Origin of the sequence: Oceanobacillus sp. J11TS1, assembly GCF_018333215.1 — a bacterium.
Lineage (GTDB): Bacteria > Bacillota > Bacilli > Bacillales > Amphibacillaceae > Oceanobacillus.
The window spans coordinates 1-16617 of record NZ_BORO01000024.1; the positions used below are offsets into that span (position 1 = coordinate 1).

The 16617-nt window shown below is 37.4% G+C and carries 16 protein-coding genes; 11 read left to right on the forward strand and 5 right to left on the reverse strand.

Features of this window, described 5'->3' with window-relative positions; all coding sequences use genetic code 11:
• Positions 1 to 275: 275 nt before the first annotated feature.
• The 4 genes from mnmH to pepT all read right to left on the reverse strand — a co-directional run bounded on the left by mnmH (position 276) and on the right by pepT (position 5091).
• Complete coding sequence (gene mnmH, locus KI343_RS15420; protein WP_212927318.1) at positions 276 to 1328, reverse strand: tRNA 2-selenouridine(34) synthase MnmH; 1053 nt, start codon at positions 1326 to 1328, stop codon at positions 276 to 278.
• Positions 1329 to 1351: 23 nt separating this feature from the next.
• Entirely contained in the window at positions 1352 to 2404 is a 1053-nt protein-coding gene (gene selD / locus KI343_RS15425) for a selenide, water dikinase SelD (protein ID WP_212927319.1), read from the reverse strand.
• Between the two features lie 180 nt (positions 2405 to 2584).
• Positions 2585 to 3610, reverse strand: coding sequence for a D-alanyl-D-alanine carboxypeptidase family protein (locus KI343_RS15430; RefSeq protein ID WP_212927320.1), 1026 nt, complete (start codon positions 3608 to 3610; stop codon positions 2585 to 2587).
• 251 nt (positions 3611 to 3861) lie between these two features.
• Complete coding sequence (gene pepT, locus KI343_RS15435; protein ID WP_212927321.1) at positions 3862 to 5091, reverse strand: peptidase T; 1230 nt, start codon at positions 5089 to 5091, stop codon at positions 3862 to 3864.
• Between the two features lie 313 nt (positions 5092 to 5404).
• Between pepT and KI343_RS15440 the strand changes: the two genes are divergently transcribed.
• The 3 genes from KI343_RS15440 to KI343_RS15450 all read left to right on the forward strand — a co-directional run bounded on the left by KI343_RS15440 (position 5405) and on the right by KI343_RS15450 (position 7822).
• Positions 5405 to 6247 carry a sulfurtransferase gene (locus KI343_RS15440; RefSeq protein ID WP_212927322.1) on the forward strand — a complete coding sequence of 281 codons (843 nt, stop codon included), beginning with the start codon at positions 5405 to 5407 and terminating at the stop codon, positions 6245 to 6247.
• Positions 6240 to 6821, forward strand: coding sequence for a DNA-3-methyladenine glycosylase I (locus KI343_RS15445; protein WP_212927323.1), 582 nt, complete (start codon positions 6240 to 6242; stop codon positions 6819 to 6821). Before KI343_RS15440 ends, KI343_RS15445 begins: the two co-directional genes overlap by 8 nt.
• 176 nt (positions 6822 to 6997) lie before the next feature.
• Entirely contained in the window at positions 6998 to 7822 is an 825-nt protein-coding gene (locus tag KI343_RS15450; RefSeq protein WP_212927324.1) for an aldo/keto reductase, read from the forward strand.
• A 139-nt stretch (positions 7823 to 7961) separates the two neighbouring features.
• Here KI343_RS15450 and KI343_RS15455 read toward each other — a convergent pair whose 3' ends face one another.
• The gene (locus KI343_RS15455; RefSeq protein ID WP_212927325.1) at positions 7962 to 8504 is read right to left on the reverse strand and encodes an HD domain-containing protein; all 543 of its coding nucleotides are present in this window, start codon (positions 8502 to 8504) and stop codon (positions 7962 to 7964) included.
• A gap of 462 nt (positions 8505 to 8966) precedes the next feature.
• Between KI343_RS15455 and fni the strand changes: the two genes are divergently transcribed.
• From fni to KI343_RS15495, 8 genes are all read left to right on the forward strand, one after another.
• On the forward strand, positions 8967 to 10016 hold the full coding sequence (fni, locus tag KI343_RS15460; protein ID WP_212927326.1) for a type 2 isopentenyl-diphosphate Delta-isomerase: 1050 nt from the start codon (positions 8967 to 8969) through the stop codon (positions 10014 to 10016).
• A 329-nt stretch (positions 10017 to 10345) separates the two neighbouring features.
• The gene (locus KI343_RS15465) at positions 10346 to 10798 is read left to right on the forward strand and encodes a DUF2188 domain-containing protein (RefSeq protein WP_212927327.1); all 453 of its coding nucleotides are present in this window, start codon (positions 10346 to 10348) and stop codon (positions 10796 to 10798) included.
• Between the two features lie 83 nt (positions 10799 to 10881).
• Positions 10882 to 11592 (forward strand): DsbA family oxidoreductase, encoded by a 711-nt coding sequence (locus tag KI343_RS15470; RefSeq protein ID WP_212927328.1) that lies wholly within the window; start codon positions 10882 to 10884, stop codon positions 11590 to 11592.
• Positions 11593 to 11951: 359 nt separating this feature from the next.
• A complete protein-coding gene (locus KI343_RS15475) occupies positions 11952 to 12905 on the forward strand; it encodes an ABC transporter permease (protein ID WP_212927329.1) in 954 nt (317 codons plus the stop codon).
• On the forward strand, positions 12895 to 13845 hold the full coding sequence (locus tag KI343_RS15480) for an iron chelate uptake ABC transporter family permease subunit (protein WP_212927330.1): 951 nt from the start codon (positions 12895 to 12897) through the stop codon (positions 13843 to 13845). Before KI343_RS15475 ends, KI343_RS15480 begins: the two co-directional genes overlap by 11 nt.
• Positions 13839 to 14594 carry an iron ABC transporter ATP-binding protein gene (locus tag KI343_RS15485; RefSeq protein WP_212927331.1) on the forward strand — a complete coding sequence of 252 codons (756 nt, stop codon included), beginning with the start codon at positions 13839 to 13841 and terminating at the stop codon, positions 14592 to 14594. Before KI343_RS15480 ends, KI343_RS15485 begins: the two co-directional genes overlap by 7 nt.
• A gap of 144 nt (positions 14595 to 14738) precedes the next feature.
• Positions 14739 to 15704: a siderophore ABC transporter substrate-binding protein gene (locus KI343_RS15490; RefSeq protein ID WP_212927332.1), complete on the forward strand. Its 966-nt coding sequence runs from the start codon at positions 14739 to 14741 to the stop codon at positions 15702 to 15704.
• A gap of 169 nt (positions 15705 to 15873) precedes the next feature.
• The gene (locus KI343_RS15495) at positions 15874 to 16593 is read left to right on the forward strand and encodes a SurA N-terminal domain-containing protein (protein WP_212927333.1); all 720 of its coding nucleotides are present in this window, start codon (positions 15874 to 15876) and stop codon (positions 16591 to 16593) included.
• The last annotated feature ends 24 nt before the right edge of the window (positions 16594 to 16617 follow it).

Consider the following 16617-nt stretch of genomic DNA (forward strand, 5'->3'; position numbering starts at 1 on the left):
AAACTGTAATTGAGTCATTATTAATTCCTCCTACTTTGTTTATCGTCGTTGAAAACATTGTATCATAAGGAATTAATATGGCTCTTTTTTTATTTCCCCTTTTTACACAATTATATGGACTTAATCCAGAAAAAGGTAAACTCGCTCCACCTCGCTCCGCCCCCGCTCCAAATTCAAACTAAATCCACACACGAAAAAAATAAACCACATAAAATAAACGTAAAAGTTTGATTTTATGTGATTTACTCGCCTTAATAAGAGCTTGATTAAGTTTGTTACATCTTGATTTTTATATTCTCTTCCTGATTAATAAAGTTAATAACGGCTTCCAACGCCTCATCAACACCATCCGCGTGGATATGAATCTGTCTGTCGCTTGGATATTGCTCGAGCGTATGTTCATACCTTGGATCATAATAATAATCTAGCAGAAGTTCTACTGCGGAGGAGAAATTTCCTTGTTCTAAATCCTCAGCGATTTGTTTGGCGACAGGTGTGTGGATATGCTTTTGTATTCTTTGAAAAGCTTCGATGATTTGCGTTTGATGCTCCTCTGGATGGTACTCGTGCAAGATATTTTCAATTCGTTTCTCCAAAGGCAAATGAATAAACAATTGCATACCTGCTTCCTTTGCTTCATGTAAAAACAAAGGTAAGGATACCTTGCCAACTCGTTTGCTTTCTCCTTCTAAAAGAAGATATGGTGATTGATTGTAGTGTTCCAGTTCTTGAACCAACAAAGATTCAAATGTTTTTTGATTATGCGGCTCCAAGCCGATTTGCCCAAATATAGACCCGCGGTGATTCGCCATTCCTTCCAAATCAATTACAGGATAGCCCTTTTGTTTTAATCTTTGTAATAAAATTGTCTTGCCTGATCCTGTATAGCCGTTAAGCACATACAATTTTGGAGTGGAATGCAGCTCATCTAATTTTTTTACCACCCATTGCCTATAGGAACGGATTCCGCCATCTAATCTGGAAACATGCTCACCCATTAAGTCTACAACTGTTGCAGCGGTTTTACTGCGCATGCCGCCGCGCCAGCAGTAAACGACCTTTTCTTTTCCTAGTGTTTGGAATTGAGCAATAAACTCTGGGAGCTTGGCAGAAAAAATCTCTAAACCTTTCTTTTTAGCAGCTTCAGGACTGACTTGCTTATAAATCGTACCTACTTCAGCACGTTCGTCATCATCAAAAACTGGAATATTTATACTTCCTGGAATACGGAACTCTGCAAATTCTTTAGGGGAACGCACATCAACTAATGCGATGGATTCTTCTTTTTGTTTCTTTAATAAATCATGTAATTTTATATCCTGAAACATATTCTCACGTCCTAACAGACCAATTATTCTTCAATGGTTATATGTCCATTATTCCCATCTATGACGTTGCCAATAATAGCTGCCTCAATATTTTTATTTTGGAGATCAGCAAGTAATTTTTCTGCATCCTCTTCCTTTACAGCAGCTAATAAACCACCCGAAGTAACCGCGTCACATAATATCCATTGATCTAATTGATCCAATGATTCTGTGAAAGTAACATCCTCTTTAATATAATTAAAGTTATTTTTGGTACCACCGGGAACCGCACCGTTTTCAGCAAGTTCTTTCACTCTTGGTAAAACAGGCACTTGCTGGTTAGAAATACGGACTTCCACGTTGCTTCCTTTTGCCATTTCTGAAGCATGTCCAAGCAAGCCAAACCCAGTAACATCTGTGCATGCATGGATTTCATAGTTATCCATTGTTTCTGCAGCTGTTTTATTTAACGTAGCCATTACTTTTGTTACGCGGTCAATTTCTTCTTTATTTAATAAACCTCTTTTAATCGAAGTCGTTAAAATTCCTACCCCGATTGGTTTCGTTAAGATAAGGACATCACCAGGTTTTGCACCACTGTTTGTACGGATTTTATCAGGATGGATTGTTCCGGTGACAGCCAATCCAAATTTAGGCTCTTTATCATCAATAGAATGCCCGCCAACTAAGGCTACACCAGCCTCTTTCAGCTTGCTGTCTGCACCTTCTAAAATGCTGGATAGAATTTGTTTATCTAAATCTGCAATTGGAAAAGCGACAATATTCAGTGCTGTTATTGGCTTTCCTCCCATTGCATAGACATCGCTGATAGCATTCGCAGCAGCGATTTGTCCAAAGGAATACGGATCATCCACAATTGGAGTGAAGAAGTCGAGCGTCTGAACAATAGCTGTATCATCATTTAATTTATAAACACCTGCATCATCACTGGTATCTAAACCAACTAATAAATTCGGATTTTCCGTCGCAGGGGAAAGTGACTGTAATACTTGGCGTAAATCTGCCGGTCCGATTTTGCAGCCGCATCCACCTTTGGAAGACAAAGCAGTTAGTTTAATTGGTTCTTTGCTAGTCATATGATCAACCCTTCTGTAATTATATTTTATATCAATTCTACCATATAAGAGGGGGAAGGATGCTTTAGCGAGATTCTAATAAGAAAAATTGGTTTATCCAGAACACTGAAATACTTTATATAAACAAAAAAACACACTAGAATACATAATGATTTTAGTGTGTTTTTTCGATGGATAGCTTTATTCAAATTGTGCTACGTATTCTTCTAAAGTAATGTTTTCTTTTGTTATATATTTAGCTACCTTTTCACCAACATAACGTATATGCCACGGCTCATACTGATACCCTGTAATATCTTCCTTGCCTTCAGGAAAACGAATGATAAATCCATAATTAGGAGCATTTTCCGCAAGCCATTTTCCTTCTTCTGTATCAGCAAACTCGGTTACTAAATCTAAATTTACTTCTGGACTGGTTACATCCATCGTTAGTCCCGTTTGATGCTCACTCTCTCCTGGGCGAGCACTAAATTTATTGGCGTAGTCTTCACCATGTTGGGAAGCATTAGCCGCGAATACATCGACTTGTCGATCGTAGGAACGGTAACCGGATTGGGCGTACATTTCTAATCCTGCTTCCTCTGCAGCAGCGAATAAATCTTCCAAAGCATGTGCCGCATTTTCACGCAGGTATTTTTTAGGTAAATCTTCTGTGAAAGGGAAAGGTACATCTGGCACCATCAAATCTTCTGGGATATAATCTTCCGGAAGCGCAAAGTTTTTATTGATAAGCGCCAGTTCATCGTATGGATTGCTGACAATTTCTGTTCCCGCATCGGTTGTTTCCGGTTGATCAGGAGGTGCAGCTAAACCTTCTCCCGGTTCAATACTTTTATCTTCCTCGAAAAAGGTGAATAATGCTTCTTTTGTAGCTTCGTCATAAACCCCAGAAGCAATTAAGTTTTCGGATTGTAGTTGAAAGTCTGTAATTGCCCAGGTCAATTCTTCATCAAACGTGTCAGATAGATCCAAATCATATCCTATTTGATTTAAGGACGCCTTTAAAAACTGCACATTTTCCCCTTTATCGAATTTCTGTAAATGCATATCGGGAGGAGTAACCTCTTCGCCAAGAGAAGATTCTGCTTGTGAGACATGCTGGTTAGATGCTTCCGAATCTGCATTTTCTTTAACATCTCCTTGAGCTGAACAGCTGGCAAGTAATAAACAAATGGTTGAAAAGGCAATCCAGCCAAGTGGTTTCATTATAATATCCCCTTACTAAAATGGTGTCTTTATTAATTAACCTCCTATGCCCAGAATCGTTTTTCTTTGGGATGGAGTTTTATTTTAGTATAAGTAATTTCAATGTAGAATGAAAGTCAGAAAGTAGAAATTTTCTAGAGAGCATGCGTTCACCTATTTTTCTATTTCTAATATGTAAATGAAGGAAAGCTGGATAAAACCAGTCCATTGATTTTATCCAGCTTAAGTTTGATAGGATGAGTAACCTTTTATTATTTGGAAGCTGCAAATAAACGGCTAATTTCAACAATTACTTTAGCTGCTTTTTCCATATTATTGATGGAAATATATTCAAATTTACCATGGAAGTTCTCCCCGCCAGTAAATAGGTTCGGCGTTGGCAATCCCATAAATGAAATTTGTGAACCGTCTGTACCGCCACGAACTGGTTCAATAATAGGTTCAATATCAAGGTTTTTCATTGCTTGTCCAGCAATATCAACAATATGTTTTACGGGCTCAATTTTTTCGCCCATATTGTAATATTGGTCTTTCATTTCCAACTGAACTGCTTTTTCCCCATATACGATCTTGATTTCTTCTGCATACTGTTTAAGCGTATTTTTGCGAGTTTCAAATTTTTCCCGGTCATGGTCACGGATGATATAGTATACAGTTGTTTTTTCAACATCCCCTTCTACAGAAATAAGGTGATAGAAGCCTTCATAACCTTCCGTGTGCTCTGGAGATTCTTCTTCTGGAAATTTGCAAATAAATTGTGCTGCCATTTTTCCTGCGTTCACCATTTTATTTTTAGCTGTTCCTGGATGGACACTATTTCCATAAAAAATAACGCTGGCAGCTGCAGCATTAAAGCTTTCATATTGCAACTCCCCTAAAGGACCGCCATCTACTGTGTACGCATAGTCGCAGTCAAAGCGTTCTACATCAAATTTATGCGGGCCGCGTCCAATTTCTTCATCTGGCGTAAAAGCAACACGGATTTTTCCATGTTCTATCTCAGGATGATTTATCAAGTATTCCACTGCTGTCATAATTTCGGCAATACCAGCCTTATCATCAGCTCCAAGCAACGTTGTTCCATCGGTCACCATCAATTGATGCCCTTTATAATTAGAAAGCTCTGGAAAGTCATTTGGAGACAGAATGACGTTTTGAGATTCATTCAATACAATGTCTCCACCTTCATATTGGATGACTTTTGGCGATACACCTTTTCCCGTAAAGTCTGTAGCTGTATCTACATGTGCTAAGAAGCCGATTGTTGGAATATCTTTATCTGTATTAGCAGGCAATGTAGCCATTAAATACCCGTTTTCATCATAGGACACTTCTTCCAGCCCAACTTCTTTTAATTCTTTTTCCAATAACTTAATTAAATCCCACTGTCCTGGTGTTGAAGGCGTTGCTGTCGAGTTCATATCCGATTGGGTGTCGATTTTTGCATAAGTTTCTAAGCGTCTAATTAATTGGTCCTTCATAAAAATGTCTCCTTTAAGTAAATTTTAATGCATTAACATAAATACCAATCTAAAAGTTTTTGCAATTCTATTTTCACACTTCTTTGTATATTTTATCATAGTCAGAAAAAATCCGTATTAGAATACTTCTCTAAAAAGCTTTGTATGATGAAAAAAGGCTTTTTCCTGAATAGAATACCATTTTTAATGGGGGATGGAATTACCTCTCACTAAATAATGTTTTCACTCTATCATTTCTTAAGAAAAATTTTTTCTGTTAAAATAAACAGAGAATGATAACACGAGAAAAAATAGAATATGGGAGGGTTTGATTTTGAAAAACATCATTAGCGTGGAAAGACTAAAACGACGCCTAGCGCAAAATAATATTGTCATTGTAGATGTGCGATTTGATTTAATGGATGCTGATGCCGGAAGAAAGGCTTATTTACAAGGTCATATACCTGGTTCTGTCTATATGGACCTAAATAGAGATTTATCTGGCAAAGCAGGCAAGCATGGCGGAAATCACCCTTTACCTGACTGGGATTTGTTTGCAAGGAAGCTTGGGAAATTAGGCATTTCAAACGAAACGACGGTTGTCGTGTATGACCAGGGAAATGATATGTATGCACCGCGTTTTTGGTGGCTGCTTGACTACTTAGGTCATGAAAAGATTTATATTTTAGATGGCGGCATAGATCGCTGGGTAGAAAAGGGAGGAGAGCTTACATCAGAAGTTCCGAATCTTCAGCCAAAAACCTTCCGGAGAAACGAGAAGATAAATCGATACGTTGATATGGAAGAAGTCAGGGAAAAGCTTAGATCTCCTAAAACGACGATTATTGATTCCAGGGCGCCTGCCAGGTATTTAGGTGATGAGGAACCACTTTATTCCCGTGCAGGTCATATTCCGGGAGCAGTGAACTATTTTTGGAAGGGTGTTTTAAAAGAAGATGGTACCTGGAAAAATGAGGAGCAGTTAAGGGAGCATTTTTCCCAATTAGATAAGGACGCAGAAATTATTGTTTCCTGTGGATCTGGTGTTTCCGCATGCCCGAATATTCTAGCGCTTGATAATGCTGGATTTACGAATGTGAAGCTATATCCTGGCAGCTTCAGCGACTGGATTTCTTATGATAAGAATGAAGTAGCTATTGGTGAAGAGGATGAGTAAAGAACGTTGTGCCTGGGTAAGCGAGGAACCTGTTTATATTGCTTACCATGATAAAGAATGGGGTAATCCTGTATTCGGTGATGATCGTTATCTATTTGAAATGCTGACATTGGAAGGAGCCCAGGCTGGATTGAGCTGGATTACGATTTTAAAACGGCGGGAAAATTATCGCCGGGCTTTTGATAACTTTGAACCCGATGTTATCGCTGACTATTCAGATGAGAAAATAAAAGCTTTAATGCAGGATGAAGGGATCATCCGAAACAGACGAAAAATTGAATCTGTGATTAAGAATGCAAAAGCATTCAAGCAGATTCAAAAAGAATTCGGATCGTTTGATCATTATGTATGGGGGTTTGTCGGGAGAGAGCCAATTGTGAATAAGTGGGAAAAGCATGAAGATGTCCCGGCTCAAACGGAATTGTCAAAACAAATAAGCAAGGATTTGAAAAAGAGAGGTTTTTCCTTCGTAGGTCCTGTGATTTGTTACTCGTTTATGCAGGCGATTGGCATGATAAATGATCATACTGCAAACTGTTTTTTAAGTGAAAATAAAAAGGACTTAAGGAATTAATCGATCGGTTGTTTCTGTTGTATTTCCACGGCAAAAGCATCTTTTTAAAAGACAAGCAATTTTCTTTGTTTTATCTATTTCTTCATGTAGAATCAAACTGAATTAACTAGAAGTAATTATATGATAACGCCATCTAGAAACAATGGAAGATGGTTCATAGGAGGGAATGTAAGAAGATGAAATACGTTACATTAAATAATGGATTAGAAATGCCGCAGCTTGGGTTTGGCGTGTGGAAAGTAGAAAATAAAGAAGCTGCTCCTGCAGTGGAACATGCGTTAAAGTCTGGCTATCGTTCCATTGATACAGCAAAAGTTTACGGAAATGAAGAAGGCGTTGGAGAAGCAATCGCCAATAGCGGTGTTTCCCGTGAAGAATTATTTATTACTACAAAAGTGTGGAACGCAGATCATGGTTACGAGGAAACGTTGAAGGCATTTGACGCCAGCTTAGAAAGACTTGGACTAGATTATGTGGATTTATATTTAGTACACTGGCCAACACCTGCTTATGATCAGTATATTGACACATATAAAGCATTGGAACAAATCTATAAAGACGGCAAAGCAAAAGCAATTGGCGTATGTAATTTTGAAATTGAGCATCTAGAACGTTTATTAGATGAATGTGAAGTCGTTCCTGCTGTAAACCAAGTAGAATGCCATCCGTACTTACAGCAAAAAGAATTACGTGCATTTTGTAAAGAAAAAGGTATTCATGTGGAAGCTTATAGCCCTCTTATGAACGGCAGAGATGTGTTAGAAGATGAGGATCTTCAACAGATAGCTGCGAAAAAAGGAAAAACAATTGCCCAAGTAATCCTTCGCTGGCACTTGCAATCAGATTTAATTGTCATTCCAAAATCAGTAACACCTTCTCGGATTGAAGAAAATTTAGATGTATTTGATTTTGAATTAAGTGAAGATGAGATGAAAACAATCGATGCTCTAGATCGTAATATCCGAAGCGGCTCACACCCAAATGAAATGAATGTGCGTTAATTTTTATTATTGGTGGGAAACGCACTATAATATTTTAGCTTAACGGAACAAGCAATCAAAAAACACCTTTCTTCTCTTGTTAGAACTAAAGTGAAACCAAGTTAAGGACACGTTAGTTAGAGGTGGAAGGTGTTTTTTCTTATTTGAAAAAACGTTTTACAGCTTGTTCAAATTCTTTAAAGTAAGGAGGGATTTCATCGGGTGACAGGTGGGAATACATTTTTTCAGCAATGGACTGGTTGTACCATTTTTGTTGGTCATAGCCAGCATTGAAGTTTTTCCAAATACGATCACCGAATTTTTTATGCTCTTTCTCCAATTCCAAAAGATTATCTAGTTTATCCGCGATAATCAGATATTTCACTTCTTTCGGTGCATTTTGCAGATGATTAACGGTTGCTGTTTTTCGCTCCCACCAAGACTTTGATTTATCCTCCGTATGAGAGGCAACAAGATCTGCAACTTCCTTCCCAAATTGCTGTTCAATATCTTTAAGGCTGACACTGGTATCTTCTACCACGTCATGTAAGTAGCCTGCACTAATCAAATCATCAGAGTAACCTGCTTTTTCTAAACGTTCTGCAACACGAATAGGATGGGTAATATAAGGCTCGTTTGAATTTTTACGTACTTGTCCTTCATGAGCTTTCGTAGCAAAAGCTTTTGCATCGTCTCTTTTCATTATTTCCTCCTAAAAACAAAAATAGGTAGTCTTATTATAACAGAAAAAGCGTATATAATCTGACTTTTTTCTCATTAATAACGCCTGTTTTTTTCGACATTAAAAGTGATTAATATTCAATTTTGCGAGTGTTACAGCTTTAAAGAGCATTTGAACGGAACAAATATTGGTAAAATAGTCCCTTAGAAGAGTTTGTCTGCTGTATGTGCCAGTACAGAATTTTATGAGGAAAGATTCCCCTAATAACTTCATCTGTCTTTCATTTATTGCAGGAAACAAGTACACTAGATGTAAGATAAAACGAAACTTCATTTAGTGGAAGCTTCTGTTCTTTTCCTCCTAAGTGTAGTTGCGTGATTCGGAAATCAGCCGTTAAAATAGACTTCATTTTCCTCTGTTTTTGAGGCAGGAAGCTACGGATGATGATACTATGATAATTTTTAAGATAAGCGAGGGACATTCATGGAAAAAGGAATTAACCAACGTAAAACAGAACATATTCGTCTTTGCCTTGAGGGGAATGTAGAAGGTGTGGACAAATCTACTGGGCTAGAAGGAATTCATTTTCTGCATAATGCTTTGCCAGAGATTGACTTTGCAGATATTACATTAGAAACATCATTTTTGGATAAGGCGCTTAAAGCACCGTTTCTTGTCAGTTCCATGACTGGCGGCTCAGAACTGGCAACAACGATTAACCAGAATTTAGCTTTAGCAGCAGAACAAAAAGGATGGGCACTAGCAATCGGTTCAACAAGGGCGTTTCTAGAGAGTGATCAGCATAAAGATTCCTTTCTTATCCGTCAACAGGCGCCGACAGTACCATTAATCGTAAATATTGGTGCGGTGCAACTTAATTATGGCTACGGAGCCGAGGAATGTCAGCGTATTATTGATAAAACAGAGGCTGATTCTATTGTCCTTCATTTAAATTCACTTCAAGAAGCTGTCCAAGATGGCGGTGATTTGAATTTTAAAGATTTGCTGCCAAAAATTGAACAGGTGTGTAAGCAGGTCGATGCGCCAGTCGGTGTGAAAGAAGTAGGATTCGGGATTGATGGAGAAGCTGCAAAAAGACTTTATGATGCAGGAATAGCTTATATCGATGTTGCTGGAGCTGGGGGAACTTCTTGGAGCCAAGTAGAAAAATTACGTTCGAAAGATCCTTTAAAGAAAGCTGCCGCAGAAGCATTTAATAATTGGGGAAACCCAACGAAAGATTGTCTTGTATCTGTGCGGAGCCAGCTTCCTGATGCCCCCCTTGTTGCAAGCGGCGGCATGAAAACAGGAGTAGATGCTGCCAAAGCGATAACAATTGGTGCAGATGTTATCGGTTATGCAAGACATTTACTCCAAGCGGCAACAGAGTCTGCAGAATCCGTTGTGCAAACGATGGATCAATTAGAATTAGAACTCAAAATGACTATGTTTGGTATCGGGGCTGTCAATCTTCAAGAATTGAAAAATACAAAACGAGTATCCATTAATGGAAAATCACTTTTAGAAGCATAAAAAAGACGTGGGAGCTGCTCCCACGTCTTTTACGTTAGAAAGCGCTCCACCTTAAGTCCGACCCGCTCGAAAAAAAGAAAAAGCGCTCCACCTCCAGCTGAAAGCGCTCCAAAAAAGAAAAATGCGCTCCAATCCAGGCAGAAAGCGCTCGAAAAAAGGAAAAAGCGCTCCACGCCCAGCTCAAACCGCTCGAAAAAAAGGCAAAGCGCTCCAATCCAGGCAGAACGCGCTCCACCCCCCGTCCCATCCTCCTCCTGCCCGCTCTAAAACCGAAAAGATGTTTCAAGAAGAGTAAATAGGGAAAAGGCTTTTAAAAGGAGGTATTTACAATGGTTTGGACGATGCGTGATTATCCAAGTTCCATGAAAAACCTTGATAAAGTCGTACGTAAAAAGGCAATTGATATTGCTAATTCCATGGTTGATGAAGGTTATAAGGAAGGACGGGCAATTCCGATCGCAATTGAGCAGGCAAAGGAATGGCATAATAATGCCGATGAAAAGGAGATACGAAAATATGAGAATAGCGGAAAACCAACACAGCGTTCTAAAGAAGGCAAAGAACGGACAAATAATCCGGAGCGACTGGAAGAAGGACAAGAGGTTTATAAACATAAAGAAGGCTGGGCGGTAGCATCTTCAGGGGCCAAACAGGCAAGTGAAGTATTCGATAAAAAAGATGAAGCAGTAAAGAGAGCCATGGAAATTGCTGAAAATAAAGGAACATCGTTAACGGTCTATCGGGCAGATGGCACAATAGAAGAGGAAAGAAGTTACAAATAAAAGCTATACAGATTACTAAACAGATTACTTTGTTCCTTCATTTCCCTATGCTAAAATAAGTGAGGAAAATGAGGTGAACATGTATGAAAGTTGAGATATGGTCTGATTTTGTATGTCCATTTTGTTATATTGGAAAGCGCCGATTTGAGCATGCCTTGGAGAAATTTCCCCATCGCGATCAAGTAACAGTGCAGTATAAAAGTTACCAGCTCGACCCAACTGCGAAGCATATTGCCGGAAAAAACTACGCTGAAACATTTTCAGAGTTAAAGGGTATTCCTTTAGAACAAGTGAATGAGATGAATAAACAAGTCGCTATTCAAGCGGAGGAAGTAGGTTTAATTTACCGCTTTGATGCGATGAAATATAGTAATACATTTGATGCACATCGAATCGCCAAGTTAGCATCAGTTAGTGGAAAAGAGCAAGCGCTTATAGAGCGATTATTCCAAGCTTACTTCACAGAGTCTGAGCTATTAAGTGATCAAGATACGTTAGTTCGATTAGCAGAAGAAGTTGGATTGGCAAAAGATGATGTAGAGAAGGTATTGGACAGCTGTAAATTTCAGAAAAAAGTCAATGAAGATATAGATATAGCAAAACAACTTGGTGTTCAAGGTGTGCCTTTTTTCGTCTTTAATGAAAAATATGCTGTTTCCGGTGCACAGCCGGAAGAAACTTTTAAGCAAGTCCTTGAAAAGGTAAGGCAAGAAGAACAAACCAAGCCAATTTTGCAATCACTTAATCCAAATGAGAATAAAACATCCTATTGTACTGGTGACGAATGTAATTAATAAAAGGAACAGCAGCACGTATTAGCTGTTCCTTTTGAAAAGTTTCCCAAGTTTTTTGATACGCAAAGGGACTGTATTTATTCGCAACGGTGTATATGAAATATGACAAAAGATTGAATAGATTATAAAAAAAACTGCCATTATCGGCAGTTTTTTTTATTCTTTTCTGATTAATAGTAATCTATTATTGACGGTGGCTGATATTTTGGTATACTTAGAAGTGTCATCTAATTGATAATGAATATCATTCTTATTTAGAACAGTTAGAAGTTGATAATAATTATTATCTGGGTTCAGTTTGGATGAAATATGGGATAAGAAAGTTTGAATACTTTCTGTCAGGAAAGGCTTTGCATGTTATGAAGATTTGGCATCTGGTTACATTATTAATTGTTTTTTCGTTTGCTTCTATTTTTCTGGGAGTAACCGATTTGTCACCAAAACATATTTTTAACCTTTCAGAGACGCAACAGCAGGTTTTGCTTACTAGTCGTCTTCCTAGACTGGTCAGTATTATTATAGCTGGAGCGAGCATGAGTATTGTCGGTTTGATTATGCAGCAGTTAAGTCGTAACCGTTTTGTTTCACCTACAACAGCTGGAACAATGGATGCGGCAAGACTGGGGATTCTTGTATCCTTAATGCTATTTACTGCAGCAAGCCCGCTGCAACAAATGAGTATCTCATTTGTATTCGCTTTACTGGGAACATTTGTATTTATGAAGATATTAGAAAAGGTTAAATTTAAGGATGCCGTCTTTATTCCATTAATTGGCCTGATGTTTGGTAATATCATTAGCTCGATTTCCACCTTTATCGCATACCAAAATGATTTAGTACAGAATATGTCATCTTGGATGCAGGGAGACTTCTCCATGATTATGACTGGAAATTATGAGTTAATGCTTATCAGTATACCTATCCTGATCCTTGCCTACATTTTTGCAAATAAGTTTACAATCGCGGGAATGGGTGAGGACTTTGCAAAGAATCTTGGACTGAATTACAGGCAAGTGGTTAATATAGGCTTAGTAATTAGTGCACTTGTTACTGCTTCGGTCGTCTTAACAGTTGGTGTGATTCCGTTTTTAGGGCTAATCATTCCAAATATTGTTGCCATTTATCAAGGTGACCATCTAAAGAGGACATTGATGCATACTGCCTTGCTCGGTGCGGTGTTTGTTCTGTTTTGTGACATTATTGGAAGGATTGTCATTTATCCGTATGAGATTCCAATTAGCCTGACTGTTGGTGTTATTGGAAGTGCCGTATTTATTTTCCTTCTATTAAGGAGGAGAAAATATGGGTTATAAAATGAAAACGTGGATTCTCGCTGCTGTTGCAGTTATTTTGATGGTGTTGTATGTGGTGTATGGCTTAACGGGAAACTTGGATTATATATTACCTAGACGTTTACTAAAATTACTTGCCATATGTTTAACCGGAGGCGCTATTGCATTTGCAACAACAATCTTTATGACCATTACGAATAACCGCATTTTGACGCCGAGTGTTTTAGGCCTGGATTCATTGTACATGTTGGTCCAAACAATTATTATCTTTTTCTTTGGTTCGAATATGATGGTGCTATTAGGTGGAACTGTAAATTACCTGATTTCGATTATGTGCATGGTTCTCTTTTCCTTAGTTTTATATCAATTTTTATTTAAAGGTGAAAAGAATAATATTTATTTCTTGTTATTAGTCGGAATGATTTTAGGTACCTTCTTTGGAAGTTTTACAGATTTTATGCAAGTTTTAATTGATCCGAATGAATTTATGATCGTTCAGGATCGAATGTTTGCAAGTATTAACAACGTAAATACAGATTTGCTTTATATCTCTATAGGGATTATCGTACTGACATTTATTTACTTTATGCGTTTTTATAAATACTTAGATGTTTTGGCACTGGGCAGAGAAGAAGCAATTAATCTGGGTGTTCCTTATCATTATGTTGTTAAAAGATTGCTTATTATCGTCGTTATTCTCATCTCAGTAGCAACTGCATTAATTGGTCCAATTACTTTTTTAGGACTACTTGTGGTGAATGTTTCGTATGAATTAATGAAGACTTATCGTCATTTTTATATTATCTGGGGAGCAGTGCTTATTAGTATCATTGCGCTTGTCGGCGGACAGTTTTTAGTAGAGCGTCTGTTTACCTTCAGTACAACGATCAGTGTTATCATTAATTTCATTGGTGGATTATACTTTATATACCTGTTGTTAAAGGAGAATCGAAAATGGTAAAGCTAAAAAGTGTTTTCAAAGCCTATAATCAAAAAAAGGTTATAGAAGATGTATCATTAGAAATCGAAAAAGGAACAATTACTTCTTTTATTGGTCCCAACGGTGCGGGAAAAAGTACGCTTGTATCCATGATCAGCCGACTTATTTCCAAGGATGGCGGAGCAATTACCATTGACGGGCAAGATATTATGCACACGAAGAATAATGAAATGGCTAAGAAAATATCGATTCTTAAGCAAACGAATGCAGTGAATTTAAAGCTGACGATTCGTGAGCTTGTATCATTTGGACGTTTTCCATACTCCCAAGGGAAGTTAACAAAGGTGGATGAAGCGAAAATTGATGAAGCTATTGATTATATGGAACTTCGCGATATGCAGGATAGATACTTGGATGAACTAAGTGGCGGGCAGCGTCAACGTGCACATATTGCTATGGTTATTGCACAGGATACAGAGTATATCTTATTAGATGAACCATTGAATAATCTGGATATGCGTCATTCTGTCCAAATCATGAAGACATTGCGCAATTTAGTCAATGAGATGGGAAAAACCATTTTATTAGTTATTCACGACATCAATTTTGCTTCCTGTTATTCTGATCATATTGTTGCCTTAAAGGATGGCAAAATAGTGAAACAGGGAAGAACCTGTGATGTAATCGATCGCTGTGTACTTAAAGATATCTATGATATGGATATTGATATCAAAGAAATAGACGGAAGAAAAATATGCGATTATTTCTAAATAAATCGTAAAAAATAAAAAAGTCCCTTTCATATCAATAGATATAAAAGGAACCAAACTCATATTTCCATTTTAACTTATAAAATGAAGCTGGTAAACTACTTTGCTTATAAAAAAAGAACGTTATAACGAGGAGACAATAAAATGAAAAAATCATTACTTTTTATAATGCTTACATCTTTCTTACTTCTTATGGCTGCTTGTGGATCTGATTCGAATGACAATGCGGGCGAAAGCGACAAATCAGAGGGAGAAACACCAAAAGAAGAAACGGTTACAATTACACATGAACTGGGAGAGACAGAAGTTCCTGTGAACCCTGAAAAAGTGGTTGTTTTTGATTTTGGTATTTTAGATACACTTGATAAATTAGATATTCCTGTAACAGGAGTAGCAAAATCAGGAAGTATTCCATCGTACTTAGAAAAATACGAAAGTGATGAGTATGAAAATATTGGCGGATTAAAAGAGCCGGATTTTGAGAAAATTGCTGAGATTGCTCCAGACCTAATTATTATTTCTGGTCGTCAAGCTGATATGTATGAAGAGTTTCAAAAACTGGCACCAACTGTTCATTTAGGCGTAGATACAACAAGATATATGGAATCGTTTGAAGAAAACATGCATAAAGTTGGACAAATATTTGACGTTGACGATCAAGTTGAAACAGAATTACAAACGATTGAAGATAATATTGCCGAGTTAAATGAAAAAGCAGCTGATGCAGGGGATGCTTTAATCATCCTGGCAAATGATGATAAAATCAGTGCATATGGACAAAATTCTCGTTTTGGGATTATTCATGATGTGTTTGGTGTGTCTGCTGTCGATGAGGATATCGAAGCTTCTACACATGGAATGAATGTATCCTTTGAATATGTTATGGAGCAAAATCCAGACATGCTTTATGTTGTTGATCGAGGCGCAGCAATCGCAACAGACGGTGAAACCAATACTGCTGATTTAGTAGAAAATGACTTAGTAGCAAATACAGAAGCATATAAAAATGATCAAATATACTATCTGAACCCGGATGTATGGTATCTCTCAGGCGGAGGTTTAACATCTGTTCAAAAAATGATTGATGAAATTGACGCAAGTTTAGAATAATACCGCATAAATAAACTCCTAGGTTTTCGATCTAGGGGTTTTTTATGTCAGGAAAGAAAATTTTTTAAAATACCTCATCCTAAAATTATTTACTCGAAAACTTGAAACAGGGGAAGCATATATGATTGAATGAAACAAGATCAAATTTTAAAAGTGAGGGATGTTCTCCATGAAGAAGCTAACATTATTGATCGTAATGATGATAACCATGTTCTTAGCAGCATGCGGAAATGACGATAAAGATAATAATGAACAGGAAGAAGGATCACAGCAAGAAGAGGCTGCACAAGCACCAGAACCACTTGAATTTTCAGATAAGGAATTTAAAGATGAAGACGAGACTGTCGTTGTTGTTAACGGAGAAGAAATCCAAGGAAATGCATATAATACTGCCTATTCTGTAGTCAAATCAATTATGCATCAGTCAGGACAGGATACAAAAGATACCGAAGCTTTACAGCAAGAGACAATTAATTTTCTTGTGGAGCAGGAACTAATTACGAAAGAAGCGGCTGAAGCAGGCGTTAAGGTAGACGACAATGAAGTTGAAAAGGAATTAAATGCAGTTAAAGAAACCAATGGTGAAGAGCAATTTGCAAAAACGCTTGAAGACATACATTTAACTGAAGAACAATTTAAACAGCAGCTTAAATATAATATAACAACGGTACAGTATATGGAAGAAGCATTTGAAACAGAAGTAACTGACGAAGAAGTACAAGAGATGTACGATGGATTGAAAGAGCAAGCTGGTGATCAAGAAATACAAGAGTTAGATGAAATTAGAGACCAGATTGAAAATATGATTGTACAGCAAAAACAACAAGAACAATATGCAGCAAAAGTGAATGAACTTAAAGAATCTGCAGAAATTGAAGAGTTGGTTTAATTATAAAGCAAGCAAAAATCCAGT